The sequence below is a fragment of the Flavobacterium laiguense genome (assembly GCF_003097655.1).
Lineage (GTDB): Bacteria > Bacteroidota > Bacteroidia > Flavobacteriales > Flavobacteriaceae > Flavobacterium > Flavobacterium laiguense.
In genome coordinates this window covers 88,239-108,528 of record NZ_QCZH01000002.1, presented here as the reverse complement: position 1 = coordinate 108,528, position 20,290 = coordinate 88,239, and the positions used below count along the sequence as shown (strand labels likewise).

At 35.8% G+C, this 20,290-nt stretch carries 14 protein-coding genes and 4 tRNA genes; 10 read left to right on the top strand and 8 right to left on the bottom strand.

Annotation, left to right across the window (positions count from 1 at the left end):
- Positions 1 to 6 precede the first annotated feature (6 nt).
- The gene (typA, locus tag DB891_RS03235) at positions 7 to 1,803 is read right to left on the bottom strand and encodes a translational GTPase TypA (protein ID WP_116760539.1); all 1,797 of its coding nucleotides are present in this window, start codon (positions 1,801 to 1,803) and stop codon (positions 7 to 9) included.
- A gap of 173 nt (positions 1,804 to 1,976) precedes the next feature.
- Between typA and DB891_RS03230 the strand changes: the two genes are divergently transcribed.
- Positions 1,977 to 3,686 carry a PAS domain-containing sensor histidine kinase gene (locus DB891_RS03230; protein ID WP_116760537.1) on the top strand — a complete coding sequence of 570 codons (1,710 nt, stop codon included), beginning with the start codon at positions 1,977 to 1,979 and terminating at the stop codon, positions 3,684 to 3,686.
- 4 nt (positions 3,687 to 3,690) lie between these two features.
- Positions 3,691 to 4,098 carry a response regulator gene (locus DB891_RS03225; protein WP_116760536.1) on the top strand — a complete coding sequence of 136 codons (408 nt, stop codon included), beginning with the start codon at positions 3,691 to 3,693 and terminating at the stop codon, positions 4,096 to 4,098.
- A gap of 74 nt (positions 4,099 to 4,172) precedes the next feature.
- Here the strand turns inward: DB891_RS03225 and rpsT are convergent, their stop codons facing one another.
- The 6 genes from rpsT to proS form a co-directional block, all read right to left on the bottom strand.
- Positions 4,173 to 4,424 (bottom strand): 30S ribosomal protein S20, encoded by a 252-nt coding sequence (gene rpsT / locus DB891_RS03220; RefSeq protein ID WP_073207384.1) that lies wholly within the window; start codon positions 4,422 to 4,424, stop codon positions 4,173 to 4,175.
- 35 nt (positions 4,425 to 4,459) lie between these two features.
- Positions 4,460 to 4,531 (bottom strand) — tRNA-Glu (locus DB891_RS03215).
- Positions 4,532 to 4,572: 41 nt separating this feature from the next.
- Positions 4,573 to 4,644: transfer RNA gene (locus DB891_RS03210), tRNA-Glu, on the bottom strand.
- Between the two features lie 45 nt (positions 4,645 to 4,689).
- Positions 4,690 to 4,761, bottom strand: a tRNA-Glu gene (locus DB891_RS03205).
- 45 nt (positions 4,762 to 4,806) lie between these two features.
- Positions 4,807 to 4,878: transfer RNA gene (locus DB891_RS03200), tRNA-Glu, on the bottom strand.
- Between the two features lie 76 nt (positions 4,879 to 4,954).
- The gene (proS, locus tag DB891_RS03195; RefSeq protein WP_116760534.1) at positions 4,955 to 6,433 is read right to left on the bottom strand and encodes a proline--tRNA ligase; all 1,479 of its coding nucleotides are present in this window, start codon (positions 6,431 to 6,433) and stop codon (positions 4,955 to 4,957) included.
- A 102-nt stretch (positions 6,434 to 6,535) separates the two neighbouring features.
- Here proS and DB891_RS03190 point away from each other — a divergent pair, with 102 nt between their 5' ends.
- The 7 genes from DB891_RS03190 to DB891_RS03160 all read left to right on the top strand — a co-directional run bounded on the left by DB891_RS03190 (position 6,536) and on the right by DB891_RS03160 (position 14,830).
- The gene (locus DB891_RS03190; protein ID WP_116760532.1) at positions 6,536 to 7,495 is read left to right on the top strand and encodes a hypothetical protein; all 960 of its coding nucleotides are present in this window, start codon (positions 6,536 to 6,538) and stop codon (positions 7,493 to 7,495) included.
- A gap of 41 nt (positions 7,496 to 7,536) precedes the next feature.
- Positions 7,537 to 9,042 (top strand): OmpP1/FadL family transporter, encoded by a 1,506-nt coding sequence (locus DB891_RS03185; protein ID WP_116760530.1) that lies wholly within the window; start codon positions 7,537 to 7,539, stop codon positions 9,040 to 9,042.
- A gap of 227 nt (positions 9,043 to 9,269) precedes the next feature.
- Positions 9,270 to 10,583 (top strand): 30S ribosomal protein S12 methylthiotransferase RimO, encoded by a 1,314-nt coding sequence (gene rimO, locus DB891_RS03180; RefSeq protein WP_116760528.1) that lies wholly within the window; start codon positions 9,270 to 9,272, stop codon positions 10,581 to 10,583.
- A gap of 226 nt (positions 10,584 to 10,809) precedes the next feature.
- The gene (locus DB891_RS03175) at positions 10,810 to 11,262 is read left to right on the top strand and encodes a hypothetical protein (RefSeq protein WP_223256039.1); all 453 of its coding nucleotides are present in this window, start codon (positions 10,810 to 10,812) and stop codon (positions 11,260 to 11,262) included.
- Between the two features lie 162 nt (positions 11,263 to 11,424).
- Positions 11,425 to 12,327 carry an N-acetylmuramoyl-L-alanine amidase gene (locus DB891_RS03170; protein WP_116760524.1) on the top strand — a complete coding sequence of 301 codons (903 nt, stop codon included), beginning with the start codon at positions 11,425 to 11,427 and terminating at the stop codon, positions 12,325 to 12,327.
- A gap of 176 nt (positions 12,328 to 12,503) precedes the next feature.
- Positions 12,504 to 13,646 (top strand): DegT/DnrJ/EryC1/StrS family aminotransferase, encoded by a 1,143-nt coding sequence (locus DB891_RS03165; RefSeq protein WP_116760522.1) that lies wholly within the window; start codon positions 12,504 to 12,506, stop codon positions 13,644 to 13,646.
- A gap of 137 nt (positions 13,647 to 13,783) precedes the next feature.
- Complete coding sequence (locus DB891_RS03160) at positions 13,784 to 14,830, top strand: hypothetical protein (protein ID WP_116760520.1); 1,047 nt, start codon at positions 13,784 to 13,786, stop codon at positions 14,828 to 14,830.
- Positions 14,831 to 15,124: 294 nt separating this feature from the next.
- Here DB891_RS03160 and DB891_RS03155 read toward each other — a convergent pair whose 3' ends face one another.
- Entirely contained in the window at positions 15,125 to 17,773 is a 2,649-nt protein-coding gene (locus DB891_RS03155) for a TonB-dependent receptor (RefSeq protein ID WP_116760518.1), read from the bottom strand.
- Between the two features lie 328 nt (positions 17,774 to 18,101).
- Between DB891_RS03155 and DB891_RS03150 the strand changes: the two genes are divergently transcribed.
- Complete coding sequence (locus DB891_RS03150; protein ID WP_116760516.1) at positions 18,102 to 20,252, top strand: CehA/McbA family metallohydrolase; 2,151 nt, start codon at positions 18,102 to 18,104, stop codon at positions 20,250 to 20,252.
- The last annotated feature ends 38 nt before the right edge of the window (positions 20,253 to 20,290 follow it).

The following is a 20,290-nucleotide window of genomic DNA, read 5'->3' as shown; positions in this document are numbered from 1 at the left end:
AATCTTTTAGAATTTAAATCTTTTTCTATCAGTTTCTGTCAAATAGATTTTTCTCAAACGGATGTTTTTTGGAGTTACCTCAACATACTCATCTTTTTGAATGTATTCTAAAGCTTCTTCAAGAGAGAAAATGATTGGTGGAATAATTCTAGCTTTTTCATCATTTCCAGATGAACGAACGTTAGATTGTTTTTTCTCTTTAGTTACGTTCACACACATATCATCACCACGAGAGTTTTCTCCAATTACTTGACCTTCGTAGATTTCAGCATTTGGTTCAACAAAAAACTTACCACGATCTTGTAATTTATCGATAGAATAAGGAATTGCTTTTCCTTTTTCCATAGAAATCAACGAACCTTTGTTACGTCCAGAAATTTCTCCTTTGTAAGGCTCATATCCTATAAAACGGTGTGCCATAATAGCCTCACCAGCAGTAGCAGTAAGCAATTGATTACGTAAACCAATAATTCCACGTGATGGAATATTGAATTTCACAATCATACGCTCCCCTTTAGTTTCCATAGAAAGCATTTCACCTTTACGTAAAGTAACAAACTCTACCGCTCTTCCAGAAAGAGTTTCTGGTAAGTCAATTGTCAATTCCTCAATAGGCTCACATTTTTTACCATCAATTTCTTTGATGATAACCTGTGGTTGACCGATTTGTAACTCATACCCTTCTCTTCTCATTGTTTCAATAAGAACAGACAAGTGCAATACACCACGACCAAAAACCATAAACTTATCAGCAGAATCAGTTTCACCCAATTTCATTGCTAAGTTTTTCTCTAATTCTTTTGTCAAACGTTCTCTAATATGACGAGAAGTTACAAATTTACCATCTTTTCCGAAGAAAGGAGAATCATTAATTGTAAACAACATACTCATAGTAGGCTCGTCAATATCAATTGTTTTCAACGCCTCTGGATTATCAATATCACAGATAGTATCTCCAATTTCAAATCCTTCAATACCAATAACAGCACAGATGTCTCCAGCAATTACTTCTTGTACTTTTTTACGCCCAAGACCTTCAAAAGTATGAAGTTCTTTGATACGTGATTTCAAGACAGTACCGTCTCTTTTTGCAAGAGAGATTGCCATACCTTCTTTCAAAACACCTCTTTCAAGACGACCGATAGCGATACGACCTGTAAAAGCTGAGAAATCTAAAGAGGTAATCAACATTTGAGGAGTTCCTTCCGAAACTTTAGGAGCTGGTACATGAGTAAGAACCATATCCAATAATGCTTCCACATTATCAGTTACGTTTTCCCAATGATCAGACATCCAGTTGTTTTTAGCTGAACCGTAAACAGCTGGAAAATCCAATTGCTCTTCGGTAGCACCTAATTCAAACATTAAGTCAAAAACTTTTTCATGCACTTCTTCAGGAGTACAGTTTTCTTTATCAACTTTATTGATTACAACGCACGGTTTTAATCCTAAGTCAATTGCTTTTTGCAATACAAAACGCGTTTGTGGCATTGGCCCTTCAAAAGCATCTACCAAAAGACAAACTCCATCAGCCATATTCAATACACGCTCTACCTCACCACCAAAATCGGCGTGACCAGGAGTATCGATGATATTGATTTTTGTACCTTTATACTGAACCGAAACATTCTTTGAAGTAATAGTAATACCTCTTTCACGTTCTAAGTCGTTGTTATCAAGAATTAAGTCACCTGTATTTTCGTTGTCACGAAATAATTGACAGTGATACATAATTTTATCAACCAAAGTTGTTTTACCGTGATCGACGTGGGCAATAATTGCAATGTTTCTAATAGCTTCCATCTGTGATTTTTAATGGGTGCAAAGGTACACTTTATTTTGATATAAAAAACCTTTATGCAATAGTTTGCTATTTTATTAACGTACAAACAGTTAAAGAACCCTATTAAACTAAACTTATAATTATATTATTATCCAAATTTTAATCTTTGACAATATTTATTTACATTTGAGTAATGAAAAACAAAACCAATCAAATTACCGCTTTTTATATACTTGCTTCATTATTTATCGCTATAATTAGCTTTAAATTATTGAAAACTTATACCTCTACATTTGATTGTCACCTATACAGCTTCATAAAAGACCTTATCTTCATTACCATCACAGGTTTATTCTTTAGATACATTTTACACAAGAACGATGAGAAAAACACCAAATTCTACGAAAACCTAAAACAGACCAACGATAAGATCAAAGAATCCAACGAGAAATACGACATTGTAGCAAAAGCAACCAGCGACACCATTTGGGACTGGAAAATCCCAGAAGACAACCTTACCTGGAACAAAGGAATAAAAGGAATCTACGGCTACAACCAAGACCAAATTGAAAATAATTCGAAATGGTGGTTTAACAATATCCACCCGGAAGACAGCATCAAAATGTCCATCAAACTCTACTCCTTTTTAGAGCAAAAGACCGAAAAATGGCAAGATCAATACCGCTTTAAATGCGCTGACAACACCTATAAACACGTCTTAGACAGGGGATTCCTCCTAAAAGACAAAAACGGAAAAGCCGTTCGAATGATTGGAGCCATACAAGACATAACCAAACAAAAAGAAGAAGAAAATCGACTCAAATTATTAGAAACCGTTTTTACCCAAGCCAAAGACTCCATCATTATTACTGAAGCCGAGTCTAATGACGGTCAGATTCCAAAAATAGTATTTGCAAACCCCGCCTATATCAACATGTCCGGTTACAAAACAAATGAAATCATCGGGAAATCACCTAATTTATTCATGGGAAAAAATTCAGACATACAGCAAATAGAGAAACTAACCAACGCCATAACCAATAAAGAAGAATGTCTTTTAGAAATCATTTGCTACAAAAAAGACCAATCAGAGTACCGCGTTCAACTTTCTTTTATTCCAGTATACAACTTAGAACATGAACTTTCGCATTGGATTTCCATTCAAAGAGATGTCACAGAAGAAAAAGAATTAGAAAAAGAAAAAGAACAACTCATCCAAGAATTAACAAAAAACAATAAAGACTTAAAACAATTTTCATACATCACCTCTCACAACCTGAGAGCACCACTATCCAATCTGACTGGGTTATTAAACCTAATCAAAGACATTTCTATTGAAGACGAAGAATTAAAAGAAATCATAACAGGCTTCAATAAATCTACTCATTTATTAAATGAAACCATAAACGACCTCGCAAAGGTGATCACCATAAGAGACAATTCGGCTATACAAAATGAAGAAGCCTTAATTAAAAATGTTTTTCAGAACATCTTTAATCAACTTCGTTTCCAAATAGAATCACACAAACCAGAATTAAATATTAATTTCGGAGATATCACCACAATATACACGCACAAAGCTTATTTTGAAAGCATTATTTTAAACTTATTAACTAACGCCATCAAATACAGATCCGAAGACCGAAAACTTATTATAGAAATCACTGGTGCCAAAATCAATAACACCATTGTCATTACAGTTAAAGACAACGGAATCGGAATAAATCTAGAACGACACAAAGATAAAATATTCGGACTATACCAACGATTTCACAATCACCCAGACAGCAAAGGACTAGGACTCTATTTAGTAAAATCTCAAATAGAATCCATGGGAGGTACAATTAGTATCGAAAGCGAAGTAAACAAAGGAACTACTTTTACATTAACATTTAAAGCCTAAAAAAATGTTAGACCTAATCATGTGTGTTGATGACGACCCTATAACTTTAATGTTATTAAAAAAGGTCATTGACAAAGCCGCCTTTTCAAAAGAAACAATAACAGCTCAAAATGGAGAAGAAGCATTAGAGTTCTTTAAATCATTAAAAAACACCCTCACTAAAGACACAACCACAAACCTGCCTCAATTAATATTCCTTGATTTAAACATGCCCGTAATGGGAGGCTGGGAGTTTTTAGATTGCTTTAACACGCCTGAATACCTCAACTTTAACGATATCAAAGTTGTTATTCTATCTTCAACCATAGATCCTGAAGACATTAGCAAATCCAAAACCTACCCCATAGTTATTGATTTTTTACCCAAACCCATTACCACCTCAATACTCGATTATTTAAAAACAAAGATTTAAAAAAAACATCAAAATATAAAACAAAAAAAAGCCCCTACAAAGGGGCTTTTTTTGTTTTATATAAATTGTATTACTTACAATTTTGCAACATGCTTAGTTAATTTAGACTTCAAGTTTGAAGCTTTATTATCATGAATGATGTTTTTCTTAGCTAATTTATCAATCATAGAAATTACATTTGATAATTTAGAAGTAGCATCCACTTTATCAGTAGCAATTCTTAATGCTTTGATTGCATTACGAGTAGTTTTGTGTTGGTATCTGTTTAATACTCTTCTCTTTTCGTTGCTTCTAATTCTTTTTAGAGCTGATTTATGATTTGCCATTTTATTGCTTTTTTATCTTTTACTATTTTTTTTTGTAGTCCGTAAAGGAATCGAACCTCTGTTACCAAGACGAAATCTTGGCGTCCTAACCCCTAGACGAACGGACCTTATCCTCCTAAGTTATTTTCAATCTTCTATAACTGAATTGTAGCCCGTAGCGGAATCGAACCGCTCTTACATGGATGAAAACCATGCGTCCTAACCGATAGACGAACGGGCCATTTTCCCTCTTAGTTCGGGATAACTTTAACCTTCAAAAAACCTGTAGCCCGTAGCGGAATCGAACCGCTCTTACATGGATGAAAACCATGCGTCCTAACCGATAGACGAACGGGCCATTTTCCCTCTTAGTTCAGGATGACTTTAATCTGCAAAAAAATAGTAGCCCGTAGCGGAATCGAACCGCTCTTACATGGATGAAAACCATGCGTCCTAACCGATAGACGAACGGGCCTGCTTCTCTAATGCGGATGCAAAAATACAACTATTTTTGAAACGCACAATAGTAGATGCTAAAAAATTTGTTTTTTTTAATACGCTTTCGCAAAAAACACTCTTCCTACAGAAGGATTCCCAGTAAACACACAGCTTCCCGCCTGTTCTACTCTATCCAAAGGAATACATCTTATCGTCGCTTTGGTCAATTCCTTAATCTTCTCTTCAGTCTCCGCAGTACCATCCCAATGTGCTGAAACAAAGCCTCCTTCACTATCCAAAACGGCTTTAAACTCATCAAAACTATTCACTTCAGTAATGTGCGTATTTCTATAATTCAATGCTTTTTCAAACAAATCTTTTTGAATTTGCTCTAATAAATCGCCGATATAGGTTGTAATTCCATCTTTCGAAACTACTTCTTTGGTCAAAGTATCTCTTCTAGCCACTTCAAAAGTTCCGTTTTCTAAATCTTTTGGCCCCACCGCAATTCGAACCGGCACTCCTTTCAATTCCCATTCGGCAAATTTGAATCCTGGTTTCTGAGTCGTTCTGTTGTCAAATTTCACAGATATATTTAATTTCTTAAAAGCCGCAACCAAAACAGCTACTTCAGCAGAAATCGCTTCTAATTGCTCGTCTGTTTTATAAATAGGAACAATCACGACTTGTATAGGCGCCAAATTAGGAGGCAACACTAATCCTTGATCATCTGAATGCGTCATTACTAATGCTCCCATCAATCGGGTCGAAACTCCCCAAGAAGTTCCCCAAACATATTCTTGTTTCCCTTCAGCATTGGCAAACTTAACATCAAAAGCTTTTGCGAAATTTTGCCCCAAAAAGTGTGAAGTTCCCGCTTGCAATGCTTTCCCATCTTGCATTAAGGCTTCGATACAATAGGTTTCTTCGGCACCTGCAAATCGTTCCGTTTCGGTTTTTAATCCTTTTATAACTGGAATCGCCATAAAATTCTCAGCAAAATCAGCATATACATGCATCATTTTTTCCGATTCTTCTACAGCTTCCGCTTTTGTTGCGTGTGCAGTATGTCCTTCTTGCCATAAAAACTCAGCGGTTCTCAAAAACAATCGGGTTCTCATTTCCCAACGCACTACATTAGCCCATTGATTAATTAATAAAGGTAAATCTCTATATGATTGCACCCATCCTTTATAAGTAGACCAAATAATCGCTTCACTAGTAGGACGAACAATAAGCTCTTCTTCTAACTTTGCATTTGGATCAACCATTAACTTACCTGGTTTATCTGGATCATTTTTTAATCTATAATGAGTCACAATGGCGCATTCTTTTGCAAATCCTTCCGCATTTTTTTCCTCTGCTTCAAACATGCTTTTTGGAACGAATAAAGGGAAATAGGCATTTTGATGTCCCGTTTCTTTAAACATCCTATCGAGTTCTGCTTGCATTTTCTCCCATATAGCATACCCATAAGGTTTTATTACCATACAGCCTCTAACCCCTGAATTCTCGGCTAAATCGGCTTTAACAACCAACTCATTGTACCATTTTGAATAATCTTCTGCTCTTGTTGTAAGGTTCTTGCTCATATTGAATCGTTTGGCATAATATTTGTTTATATATAATTTAACTAAATAATTACGCAAAACTAACTAAATTTGTATTGTCCAACAATAAAATAATCTACCGAAATGAAAACTAACATAAATACTACCCGGAAAACATCGCTTTATTTTTTAGTCGGATTTTTGAGTTTACTGGTAACTTCTTGTGGTTCTTACCAAAACAGTTCTTATTATGAGAACGATGGTATTTATGGCACAAATGGAGACAAAATTGTTACAAAGGGAACCCAAACTAATTCAGCCTCTGTTCAATACAAAGAATACTTCAGCTCTTTGCAAAACACAGGCCAATCAACTGGCGAAATTTTTACAGATATCAACAACTACAATGACAATATCGCAAATGACAGCATACAGTCTCCAACTGCAGGCTATGCCGGTTGGGGAGCCGGATCACAACAAACAGTAGTTAATGTTTATCCTGACTCTTACTGGTCTATTGGTTTTGGGTTTGGATATCCTTATTATGGTTACGGATACGGCTGGGGCTATCCATATTACGGCTACGGATATCCTTATTATGGCTACGGATATCCCTATTATGGATATGGCTGGGGTTATCCTGGTTATGGTTACGGATATGGTTGCGGCATAGCCAGCCCGTACGCATATAATTACAATTATAGCCGAAGAGGCTCCTCTTATGCTGGCACCTACAATAATTACGATAGAAACTACAGCTCTAGAAACAGTACCTATAGCAGAAATAGTACCTACACTCGAAACAGTACTTACAACAGAAATAGCGCTACCAATTACAACAGAACATCCCCCACTTTCACCAATAGAAATAGTAGCACAACCAGAAACTATTCACAAGGGCAATCCAGAAACAATTACAATCAATACAATAGAGCAAACTCCAGTCAAAATTACCAACGTTCATCAAACAGTTACACACCAAGCAACAACTCCAACAGAAGTAACAGTAGCAGTATGTCAAGTGGTGGTGGATATAGATCTTCTGGGGGAGGAATGTCTGGCGGCGGCGGAAGAATGTCCGGCGGTGGCGGCGGAAGACGATAATATATATTTATTAGAAATTAACTAACCCAAAGCTCAACCAAATGAAAAAACACTTATTGTTACTCGCAGTCGGATTATCATTTAGTGCGGCTCAGTCCCAAGAAATTTCGGACGCAATGCGTTATGCCCAACGCGATTTGCAAGGAACGGCTCGCTTTACCGCCATGAGTGGTGCTTTTGGAGCACTTGGTGGGGATTTATCAGCTATGAATGTAAATCCTGGAGGTTCAGCCGTATTCATGAACAATCAATTTGCCTTTACAATGGGCAATTATGACACCAAAAACAATTCCAATTATTTTGGCACTACAACTTCGGCAAGTGATAATTCTTTTGACCTCAACCAAGCAGGAGGTGTTTTCGTTTTTAAAAACAGAAACCCAAATAGCGATTGGAGAAAATTCAGTATGGCCATCAATTATGAGAACACCAATAATTACGACAACGCTTTATTTTCTGCAGGAACAAGCCCCGTTAATTCGGTTGCCAATTATTTTTTAAGCTACGCCAATGGCGTTCCTTTAGGTCTAATAACAAGCACTAATTATGCCAATCTAAACAACGGAGCGCAACAAGCTTACCTTGGATATTACGGATTCATTATAAATCCATTAAACGAAGACGATCCTGACAACGTACTATACACCTCAAATGTTCGATCTGGCGGAAATTACTACCAAGAAAACAGCGTTTACTCTAATGGTTATAATGGAAAACTGATTTTTAACAGTGCCGTACAATACCAAGACAAAATCTATTTTGGATTTAATTTGAACTCTCATTTTACCGATTATGTAAAAAACTCCAACTTCTACGAATCCAACAACAATCCTTTGAATTCAGATTACGAGGTTAGGAATTTGAATTTCTCCAATAATCTACACACTTATGGTGCCGGTTTTTCATTTCAAATAGGGGCTATTGCAAAACTAACCAATGAGTTCCGTTTGGGTCTCGCCTATGAGTCACCAACATGGTACACTTTACAGGATGAATTTTCCCAAAGACTGTCTTCTGTCAGAAGCAATACTATAGATATACTTCCACCAAATGTGGTCGATCCGTATGTCATTAATTATTACGCCCCTTATGATTTGCGTACTCCTGGCAGTTTTACAGCAAGTACTGCCTATGTTTTTGGAAAATCTGGATTAATCAGTCTTGATTACAAATACAAAGACTACAGTTGTACCGAATTTTCTCCAGAAAACGATCCCTACTATAGAGGATTAAATAGCGCCATGCATAACGCACTAGGCGCTTCAAACGAAGTAAGAGTAGGTGCCGAATACAAAATTGAAAATTTCAGATTACGAGGCGGATATCGTTTTGAAGGAAGCCCATACAAAAATTCGGCAACCATAGGGGACTTAAACAGTTTTTCGAGTGGTTTAGGCTATAGTTTTGGTTCCATAAAACTGGATTTTGCTTATGTTTATACCCATAGCACTTCTCAACAACAATTCTTTTCACAAGGATTTACAGAAAGCGCCCACATCAATACCTACAAAAACAATTTCACTATGACTTTGTTATTTGAAATGTAAAACACAAACATTACTGCAACTAAAACCACCTTTGAAGCCTATCAAAAGTGGTTTTGTTTTTTTATGTAGAATAATTTAGACAAGACAAATCCTCTTGAATAAACCTAATGTGCTGCTCCCAATCCTTTTTATGGAAACTTTAGGAGCTTTTTGGATTGGAAACAAGCAGGGTTTGAGCAAAAAATTGTAATTTTGCAAAATTCCTAAATTATCGGGAATGTAATACTATGAGAACGAAGTCTTTAAAAAAGAATAAAATAAATGTGATCACTCTTGGGTGCTCGAAAAATGTGTATGACAGTGAAGTGCTAATGGGGCAACTCCGTGCAAGCGGAAAAGAGGTTACCCATGAAGCCAAAGCTGAAGATGAGGGAAATATTATCGTGATTAATACTTGCGGATTTATTGATAATGCCAAAGCAGAATCGGTAAATATGATTTTGGAATATGCAGATAAAAAAGAAAAAGGACTTGTAGACAAAGTTTTTGTTACAGGTTGCCTATCAGAAAGATACAGACCAGATTTAGAGAAAGAGATTCCAAATGTGGATCAATATTTTGGGACTACCGAATTGCCAGCTTTATTAAAAGCTTTAGGCGCCGATTACAAACACGAATTATTAGGAGAACGTTTGACTACGACTCCAAAAAACTACGCTTACTTGAAAATTTCGGAAGGTTGCGACAGACCGTGTAGCTTTTGTGCTATTCCGTTAATGAGAGGTAAAAACGTTTCGCAAACCATTGAAAAACTGGTTAAAGAATCAGAAGGATTGGCAAGAGATGGTGTAAAAGAATTGATTTTGATTGCGCAAGACTTAACATATTACGGTCTTGATTTATATAAAAAACGCGCTTTGGGCGAATTGCTAGAGGCTTTGGTAAAAGTAGAAGGTATCGAGTGGATTCGTTTGCACTACGCCTTCCCTACCGGTTTCCCAATGGATGTACTTGAAATCATGAAACGCGAACCTAAAATTTGTAATTATATTGATATTCCGTTGCAACATATCTCGGATTCTATCTTGAAATCAATGCGTCGTGGAACCACACAAGAAAAAACGACACAATTATTAAAAGACTTTAGAGCGGCGGTTCCCGGAATGGCTATCCGTACGACTTTGATTGTTGGTTATCCTGGAGAAACACAAGAAGATTTCAATATCCTGAAAGATTTTGTCCAAGAAATGAAATTTGACAGAATGGGATGTTTTGCCTATTCTCATGAAGAAAATACACACGCTTATTTATTGGAAGATGATGTTCCGGACGACGTAAAACAAGCTCGTGCCAATGAAATAATGGAATTACAATCACAAATTTCATGGGACATGAACCAAGAGAAAGTGGGACAAACCTTTAGATGTATTATTGACAGAAAAGAAGGTGGTCATTTTGTGGGTAGAACCGAGTTTGACAGTCCAGATGTGGATAATGAAGTATTGATTGACGCTACAAAACACTATGTAAAAACAGGTGAATTTGTAATGATCAAAATTATTGAAGCAACCGAATTTGATTTGTACGGAGAACCAGTTTAGGTTTTCAAAAGGCTTGTGCTTTTGAAAAAGCATTGAGCCTAAAAAAACCACCCCGTCCTACGGACACCCCTCCAGAGGAGGGGAAGTCGTGTGTAATTCCCCTCCCTTGGAGGGGTGCCCAACGGGCGGGGTGTTTTTTTTTGCTGTTAGTTCTTAAACCTTTAAGATTTAATTTTAATTTTTCGCGATACTTATGATTACAAAAACATTTAAAACAGTCCTTTTTGTGACCTTTTTACTCTTGTCAGCAAACACCATTACCGCGCAATATGGAAATGGATATGGTGGGAACGGATATGGCGGAGGAAGCAATGGATATGGTAACAATGGCAGATCCAGCCAGATGTCACAAATGTCACAGAGCAATCAACAGAGCGCTCCTAAACCTATTCCTGCCGAAGTAACCGCAGCCAAAGTTGTGGCTTATTATAAAAAAGAACTCAATTTAGATGCACTACAAGAAGTGGTTGTTACTAATATTTATACCAAATCGATAAAAAAACAAGAGGCTCTTTTTTTGAAAAAAGAAATGAGCGACGAAGATAAATCAAAGGAATTTAAAGTACTGAGCGAAATGACCGATTTAGAGGTAATGCAGATTCTAAACAAAGATCAAAAAGCAAAATACCGTAACTTGATCGAAGAGCAAAAAAGCAAAATTGAATCCAGAAAACACTGATTAAAATTTTTTGTTTTTTTTCAAAATCCAATATGACCTTACCCTTTGTGTACCAAGTATGCCTTTTTTGCCATAGATTTTGCAAGTTAAAAAGTAGGCGTTTCACTTATTTAAAACACACATAGCTGACTATGTGACCGAGGACAGCCATAAACTCTCAATATGAAAAAACACTTTTACTATCTTATTTTAGCCGTTATAGCCACATCATGCTCCACCAATCCTTATAAGAAAAGTGAGAAAGCCTATGACACTCAAATGAATTCTTTAAAAGAAGCCATTTCAAAAAAAGAAGCCATACCATTAACAAATGAGTCTGCAATAATCATTGACAGTATTGCTTATCGCTATAAAAATCAATTACTGAATTACAAAGATACCCTCTCTAAAACCGACACTAGCATTTTGCCAAACGGCATTGTATCCGAATGGGTAGGTACCGTAAATTTTAATTTAAGGAAACCAAATTTTATCATTATTCATCATACCGCTCAGGATTCGCTTCAAAAAACGTTACGCACTTTTACCTCACCGAAAACTAAAGTAAGCGCCCATTATGTAATTTCGAGAGATGGCAAAGTGGTTCATATGCTGAATGATTACCTAAGAGCTTGGCATGCAGGTAACAGTTCTTGGGGCAAAGACACCGACATTAACTCGGTTTCTCTAGGAATTGAATTGGACAACAATGGTTCAGAGCCTTTTTCTGACATACAAATCAATAGCTTGTTGGCGCTGCTGACCAAATTAAAAAAAGACTACAGTATTCCCACCCAAAATATTATTGGTCATTCAGACATTGCTCCAACTAGAAAAGTAGATCCCTCTATTTTTTTTCCATGGAAACTTCTAGCCTTAAATGGTTTTGGTGTTTGGCCGGATGATGAATTACCCTGTGCACCCAGTGATTTCAATGTAGAACAAGGTTTACAGGTAATTGGTTATAACACAAAAAACTATTCGGCTGCTATTTCGGCATTCAAGCTTCATTTTATTCAAAGCGAAGTCAATGCAGTTTTAGATGAAAAAACCATAAATACCATCTACTCTATTTACAAGAAATAATATTTTTATTTATACAAAAAACGCTTTTTGAATCTTTCAAAAAGCGTTTTTTGTGTTTTGGCATTATTCAAATCCATACTGTATCAAAAAAGATTATTTTTACTTACATTTAAATTATAATAATTAGCCGCCAAAATCACTTTTCCAAATTCTTGTGATTTTAATATCTAAAGACAATGAGCAATCCAAAAATATGGCTTTCATCTCCGCACATGGGAGGTACCGAGCTTAGTTACATACACGAAGCTTTTGACTCGAATTGGATTACTCCATTGGGGGCTAATATTACCGAATTTGAACGTGATTTAGAAAACTATTTATGTAATGGCGTTTTCGTTACGGCACTAAACTCAGCAACAGCCGCCATTCATTTGGGCTTAATCCTCTTGGATGTAAAAGCGGGCGATGTTGTTATTTGTCAATCCATGACATTTGCGGCATCAGCAAATCCTATTTTATATCAAGGAGCAACTCCTGTTTTTATTGATAGTGAACTCGAAACCTGGAATCTTTGTCCCATTGCTTTAGAAGCAGCCATTGTAGACTGTATTTACAAGGGGCAAATCCCAAAAGCGATTATCACGGTTCACTTGTATGGAGTACCCTATCAAATAGATGAAATAAGAGCTATTGCCAGCAAATACAACATTCCAATTCTGGAAGACAGTGCCGAGGCTTTGGGAAGCAGTTACAAGGGGCAAAAGTGTGGTACTTTTGGAGACATTAGTGTTATTTCATTCAATGGAAATAAAATCATAACCACCTCTGGAGGCGGGGCAATTATAACATCAAACCACCAATTAAAGAAAAAAGCGCAATTTTTAGCCTCTCAATCCAAAGATGAAGCCCCTCATTATCAACACAGTAAACTTGGTTACAATTACCAAATGAGTAATATTTGTGCAGGAATAGGTCGCGGTCAGATGAAAGTCCTAGAAGAACATATTGTTTTAAGAAGAGCCATGCATGATTTTTATGTATCACTTTTTAAAAATATTCCCGGAATTACTATTTTTTCTACAGCAAACCCAGATTATTTTACCAATTATTGGCTGACCTCGATACTGGTAAACCCATCTGAGACTAAAAACGGAATTACCCGAGAAACCATCCGATTGACGCTATTGGATTCCAATATAGAATGCAGACCCTTATGGAAACCCATGCATCTGCAACCTTTGTATAAAAACTATCCTTTTTATGGAAATAAAATTGCCGAAACGCTTTTTGAAAACGGACTGAGTTTGCCCTCAGGATCTAATATAACCGATTCTGATAGAGATCGCATTAGTACTGTTTTATTAAAATTGTTGAGCTAATTGGGATAGAAATTAGATTAGTGTTTGTTGTACTGAATAGCTACCTGTTTTTTTACATATTTGCATTTGTCTTAAATTTGACTTAATATTGTTTCCCGATTTCTATTCCATAAAAATTCAAAAAAAAATTCCATTCTATGATAACCAAAAGAGTACTTGATGCATTAGAGATACATGAAGGAATTGCTTCTATTTTGAAACAACGAACGGTAAAATCAGATTGGAAAACTTTTACACGAACCGTTTTCAACTTAATTGCCAAATATATCAATCAAAATGTCACTAGAACGGTTGTAGAGAATCCTTATTTATTACAAGAGCATCTTTTATTTGGCGAGCAAAAATTCGAAATGCTTTTAAGCGAATTAAAACTGGATAATTCGCACGATTTGGTAGAATATCTCAAAGCATTAGAACCAAACAAACCTTTTAATTGGGTCAGCGGAAAAACGCTGCAAAGTTATTGGTCTGGAGGGAGTCCAAAAGAATTAAAATTGAATGTATTACTTACTTTCTTAGCAGTTCCTATTCAAGAATGGGACGAATGGAAGTATGGAGAAGCCATAATCATCCCAAATGAAAATGTCTCAAAGCCAAATAATTTAACAGAGAGCTATTTTAATTTCAGTAAATCAAAAACAGTCAAAGACCATTTTTTAAAATGCATTAGCAAGTATTATCTAGGAAGCTATTTTCTTTATTATTTAAAAAGCGACAAACATGGCAAAGTAGTAAAAGCTCCTTTTATAATCTATGAAGATGAAGAAGGGGAAATCCTTTTTAGAACCATCAATGAAGGACAGCGATACATCAGTTATCCCGCTCAAAAAATGGCAAATGCCCTTTGTTTTATGGGTAAAAATCTAGATTGGGAAGAGATCAATGAAATGCATCTTATCAACATTGGTATGGAAACCAATCCCGAAGTGCTTTTTGGAGTTTCTATAACCATGTCTAAATATGGTGGATTTCCTATGGCGCTAAAAAACATCTTGATCCGACAAAGTCAAGACATTCATTTTTTGGATGAAGTAAAAGAGAAAGAATTTTATATCGACCACACCGTAGAGAATGAACAAGATGCGTTGGTACTGAACTATTTCAAAAAGCATGAATCTCAAATCATGTTTGCCGAATTTGGCTGTAGTTTAGCCGATTTTAAAGAAACTTTGGGTAATTTGTAATTTTCTATTATCTGGAAATATTTTAAACATTCAATTTTTTTTGAACCATTAAGATTTACAGTCTTTCTTAATAAAACATAATCCCTTAATGGTTCAAAATATTTGAAAATTAGATTTTAAATATCATTAGATCATCCTCAAAAAACAAACATAAATTACTACCAAAAAAAATAACCTCGAAAGCAAAAACTCCCGAGGTTAACCAAAAATACCAAAACATCAATTTTTACAAAAGACAATAAGCCTTTTTGAGTATTGATAAACTCGCTGACTAATAAAAAAAAACAAATTGTACTAAAATGAATATCTTCCTTCAAATCCAAAAGTAATGGGTCTGTTTACGGTATAACGGGGTCTACTCGTTAAATCACCACTAAAAGCATTTGGAGATCCTAAATTGGCAAAAGTATTGGTTAGATTATTTCCGTAAAGGGAGAGATCGTATTTTTTGATTTGCAATCCAACCCTTGCGTTTACTACACTAAATGAACCATATACTTTATTCACATCAATTTCTGGTGCAAAAGATCCATATCTTTTATCCATGTATTGGTAACTTGCAGTAGCGTACAACTGCTTATTATTAGACAATTCTTTATTAAAATCTAATGACACATTTGCTGAATTTGGAGCTGTGTTCAAAATCTTATCCCCTTTTTGAGCTCCCAATGTTGGTACATCCTCACTTAATTCGGCATTAAGATATCCATATCCTCCAGAAATGTCTAATTCTTTTATGATTTTTGCCCTAAGTTCTATTTCATACCCATATGATCTTGCGTTACCAACATTACTTATAAAAGAATAGCCAGAATTAAGTGCTTTTGATTGCTGCAAATTTTGCCAATCATTGTAGAAAACCGCAACATTGGTAATTAATTTTCCATTTGCCCAAGCCCCTTTAAATCCTGTTTCATAACTCCATAAATAATCCGATCCATAATTAGCAGGTTGTTTCCCATCCGCAAATCCCAATTCTACTAATTGGTCATGACTTAAATAGTTATTTACAATATCGTTTACACCTCCAAGACGAAAACCTTTGGCAGCGTTAGCATACACTAATTTATTATTGGAAATCTCGTAGGTTAAATTAAACTTCGGGATGGCATTTTGCTCTTTGCTTGTACCTTGCACCACCGTTTTACTAGACTGATAATCCGGCGTTCCATCAGGATTTACAGTAACACCATCATAAACGGTATATCCCCAGTCATAAACATCTTTCGTCGTTTTTGCATCAAAATAACGAAGACCTACTGTGGCCTTCAACTTTGGAGTGAATTTATAATACAGTTCGCAAAAAACAGCAACCTCCGAATTAATATCTGTCCCATAATAGTTATAAATAGGCACAGTTTGTTTTACATTTTGTCTATTGGCTTCATCATAATTCCCCCATTGTGCGGCACTAATGTAACTTATATAGCCTTTTCCATTTTCTTGGGCAAGCCAGTCTGCAGTATTGTCTTCATGGGCATAATAGGCTCCAGCCGTAAATTCAAATTTATTCTTGAAATTGGATTGAAATCGAACCTCCTGATTAAATTGTTCATTTTTAACTTCTCTAGACATATAATACGCCCACATATTGTATTTACCCGCCGAAGGGTTCCATATTTGATCCCAGAAACTGAATAATCGTAATGTGATTTCGCCTGAATCCTCTTTTTCTAAAATATTTCTATTCATATAAGAAGTACTGGATATAAATGACCCATAATCGGTTTCTACTTTTGCAGTCAAACTATAAAACTGCCATTTATCTGTAAATGACTCTGGAATACCAGATGCTCTTATTTGAGTCCAATTCCCTTGAGACTGAAAAGAACCCGTTTCACTTTCGGCAAAATCATACCCTCCCCCTTTTATGTTTTGAGTAATCACTTTTGGAATAATACTAATTTTATCTGTTGGAAAATACCCCAAACTGGCCGTAAAACCATACTGATTTACGTTACCAACATTTTGTTTATCCTTTGTTAAACAAATATCACAACCATCTGTATTAATATCGATACTATTGATTCCGTCAGTAACCGTTACGATTGGGTTTTTATTTTGAACCACAGCCAATGGGTTCAGTTGAGTTTCAAAAATACCGGATTGATAATCATAAAAACCTCCCACTCTTAAAGCCAATTTAGAACTTAATGGAACATTTGCAATTCCTTGAAAGCTATAATCCTGTTCTCCTTCTTTTACGGTTGAAACATTTGCGATTAATGACCCACTCACTTTTTTAACAGAAGGCTGATTGGTTATTGTTTTTATAGCACCTCCCATATTACGGGCGCCATACAGCGTTCCTTGGGGACCGCGCAAAACTTCGACACGGGCAACATCCATTAATCTAATATTAATATTGGTTGGTAACGGTGTGTCATCAAGATACATTGCTGTTGTATTGGCACCCGATATTCCACGAATGGCTACATTAGAACTTGCTCTACCAGAGTTCCCGTCACCCGATGGATTGAACTGTATGTTTGGTATTCCAACTGCATAGTCTTTAAACTCTTCGGCTCCAGAACGCGCTAATTTAGTAGGCGAAAGTGTCGTTATTGACATCGCTACTTTTTGGGCAGATTGAGCTCTTTTATTGGCTGTAACTACCACATCTTTTAGCACACTATTGTCAATTTCCAAATCAATAGAAAGTGCAGAGGTATTTTCGTTCACAACCACCGTTTTCGTTTTTGATCCCATGTAACTAAATACAAGCGTCCAAGGAAAAGCTTTAGCATTAGAGATTGTAAATTCACCCGAGAAACCAGAAATAGCTCCGGCTTTATCCCCTTGAATTAAAATAGTAACACCAGATAAAGGGGTATTATTATTTTTATCCATCACTTTCCCCTTTACCGTATTTTGTGCAAAAGCTACGAATCCTATTAATGTACATAACACAAATAAAATTCTTTTTAGATATTCTTTTTTCATTTTAATTAGTGGTTTGGTTAGTTAATTTAAATAATTATAAACCAAATGTATTTTAGTCAAATGAATATTAAAATGAGTCAATTTTAATTATCGAACAAAATTTTTAAACCGCTGATTTACAGTATTTAAAAACTAATAAAAAATCATAAAAATCCAGTTAAGTCAAACGCAGTCAAACAGGTCAAAACCTAGTCTAAACATCTAAAAATTAGTTAGTTACAAAACAAAAATACACTTGTTTTTTGTAAAATAAAATATATCTTTGAAAAAATAAATTCTAAAAAAGATTCCTTTTTCGGGACAAATTACACTTCAATAAAGATATAATATGTGTACCAATTCAATTTCTAAATTAAGATATATAGTGCTAATAATCGGTCTAATAGCACCTATTTCTTTGCAGGCGCAACACAGTCACTTTACAGCTGCTGATCAAACTCATAGCGATGATCCCAGAGGGACTCTTGAAATGGATTGGAAATTGCCAAACATTACCAAAGTGGTCACGGCAGCTTGGGGATTTTCGTTTGGAATAGAAACCTATCCCCGAAAAGGAATGCCCATTCAAACCCTAGTAGATGGTAAAATTTGCCAAACGGGAAGTTACTTTTCTTTTGATGTAGATGATGACTTTATATATGATGTAGATGAAGACATTACACTTACGGTATTAATGAGAGACAAAGGATGCGAAAATTTCACCATTACGTATGATAAAAACGTACAATCTATGGCTCAGGTTTTCGCAACTTCAACACCTATCGGAAATGGATGGTACGAAGCAACTGTGGTTTTAGAAAGAGCTCGTTTTGTCAATAGCGGTCATGCCGGAACCGATTTTACAATTACAGCCATTGGGGCTGATGCCTTCAATCTAAAAATGGATGAAACCCATACGCTAACCATTAGTAATATCACCATTACTAGAGACAAGAAAGTGGCAACTGCTAAACCCAAAGGAAAATTAAAAATAAACACGGCTGACGAAAACGGAAAAATAGTACCGGCAAGAATCGGAATATATGCCCTAGAAAATAACTGGATGCCTCTACCGTCTAACAAAGCCATTGGATTCGATTATTTTTCAGATAAAAAAAATGAATTATTCCTTAGATCGCAGGGATGGAGACCTGATTATTGGCCTTCGGAAAACAGGCATTTTTTCTATACTGATGGAAATTACACAGCTAATTTACCCATCGGAAAATATAAAATGATCATTAGTAAAGGCCCAGAGTATCTCATATCCGAAACCGAGTTTGAGATAAAGCAAAAAGAGATCACCGATTTGAAGATTCCTTTAAAGCGATGGATTAATATGCCCGAAAACAACTGGTATTCCGGAGATGCACACATTCATTTTCAACGTACCAAAAAAGTCAACCAATCGCTTAACCAAATCATACAAGCCGAAGATGTCCATGTTTCTAATATCTTGGAAATGGGGAATCCCGGAGGAACGCACTTTCATCAATATGCATACGGAAAAGAAGGACAATACATAAATGGTAATCATGCTTTGGTTGCTGGTGTTGAAGATCCCAGAACAGTTCATCATGGTCATACTATCGCTTTGAATGTTACCAAAAATCTACACAATAGAGACGACTATTTTTTATACCACAAAGTTTTGGCAGCCTACAAAAAGCAAGGAGGCACAACGGGTTATGCGCATGTGGATCGAAACTGGTTTAATGATGAAGGTGGTTTGGCTTTGGATGTACCTTTGGGAGTTATCGATTTTTTAGAAATTATGCAATATGGCGAAATGCAAACCCATCTTTGGTATCATTTTCTAAGTTTAGGTTATAAATTATTACCTATTGCGGGATCTGATTTTCCGTATTTAGATCATCCCGGTTCGGTAAGAAGCTATGTCAAAATTGATGGCACATTTACTCCTGAGAACTGGTTTAAAGGATTTAAAGCGGGAAACACTTTTGTAACCAATGGGCCAATGCTATCGTTCTTGGTCAATGATATGCCGATGGGTGCTACCCTAGAACTCAAAAAAGGAGACGTTATTCATGTAAAAGCAGAAGTCAAAAACTACATACAAATTGATACACTAGACTGTTTAGAATTAGTAATCAATGGCGAAGTGGTCAAAAAAGTAAAGGCGACAAATGGGGCAAATACAATTACTTTAGAATACAAACAAACCATAGAAAAAGGATCGTGGATGGCTGTTCGTGCTTCAGGAAAAGACCGAGCATTGGCACATTCAGCCGCTACGTATGTGCATATAGACTCGTCTGGACATCTTCAAAAAAACACACTGAAAGAAACCGCACAAGAGCAAATCGAATACCTAGAAACCTTACGAGATAATAATCTAAAGGAACTATTGGAAATTGAATACCACGAAGCCGCTCCCGGAATAAATGAATTGTGGCTCAAACATAAAGATGAAATGAACGATAGAATTAATGAAGTCATCAAAATATACGAAGATTTATTAAAAAACAACCAACCTTAAAACTAACCCTTTAGAAAATAAAAACCTTTAAATTAAAA

Bases quoted from the DNA above. Each gene is read 5' to 3' on its own strand.
- typA (WP_116760539.1), bottom strand. From the start codon at position 1,803: ATGGAAGCTATTAGAAACATTGCAATTATTGCCCACGTCGATCACGGT.
- DB891_RS03230 (WP_116760537.1), top strand. From the start codon at position 1,977: ATGAAAAACAAAACCAATCAAATTACCGCTTTTTATATACTTGCTTCA.
- DB891_RS03170 (WP_116760524.1), top strand. From the start codon at position 11,425: ATGAAAAAACACTTTTACTATCTTATTTTAGCCGTTATAGCCACATCA.
- rpsT (WP_073207384.1), bottom strand. From the start codon at position 4,424: ATGGCAAATCATAAATCAGCTCTAAAAAGAATTAGAAGCAACGAAAAG.
- proS (WP_116760534.1), bottom strand. From the start codon at position 6,433: ATGAGCAAGAACCTTACAACAAGAGCAGAAGATTATTCAAAATGGTAC.
- DB891_RS03160 (WP_116760520.1), top strand. From the start codon at position 13,784: ATGATAACCAAAAGAGTACTTGATGCATTAGAGATACATGAAGGAATT.
- DB891_RS03155 (WP_116760518.1), bottom strand. From the start codon at position 17,773: ATGAAAAAAGAATATCTAAAAAGAATTTTATTTGTGTTATGTACATTA.
- DB891_RS03190 (WP_116760532.1), top strand. From the start codon at position 6,536: ATGAAAACTAACATAAATACTACCCGGAAAACATCGCTTTATTTTTTA.
- DB891_RS03185 (WP_116760530.1), top strand. From the start codon at position 7,537: ATGAAAAAACACTTATTGTTACTCGCAGTCGGATTATCATTTAGTGCG.
- rimO (WP_116760528.1), top strand. From the start codon at position 9,270: ATGAGAACGAAGTCTTTAAAAAAGAATAAAATAAATGTGATCACTCTT.
- DB891_RS03225 (WP_116760536.1), top strand. From the start codon at position 3,691: ATGTTAGACCTAATCATGTGTGTTGATGACGACCCTATAACTTTAATG.
- DB891_RS03150 (WP_116760516.1), top strand. From the start codon at position 18,102: ATGTGTACCAATTCAATTTCTAAATTAAGATATATAGTGCTAATAATC.
- DB891_RS03165 (WP_116760522.1), top strand. From the start codon at position 12,504: ATGAGCAATCCAAAAATATGGCTTTCATCTCCGCACATGGGAGGTACC.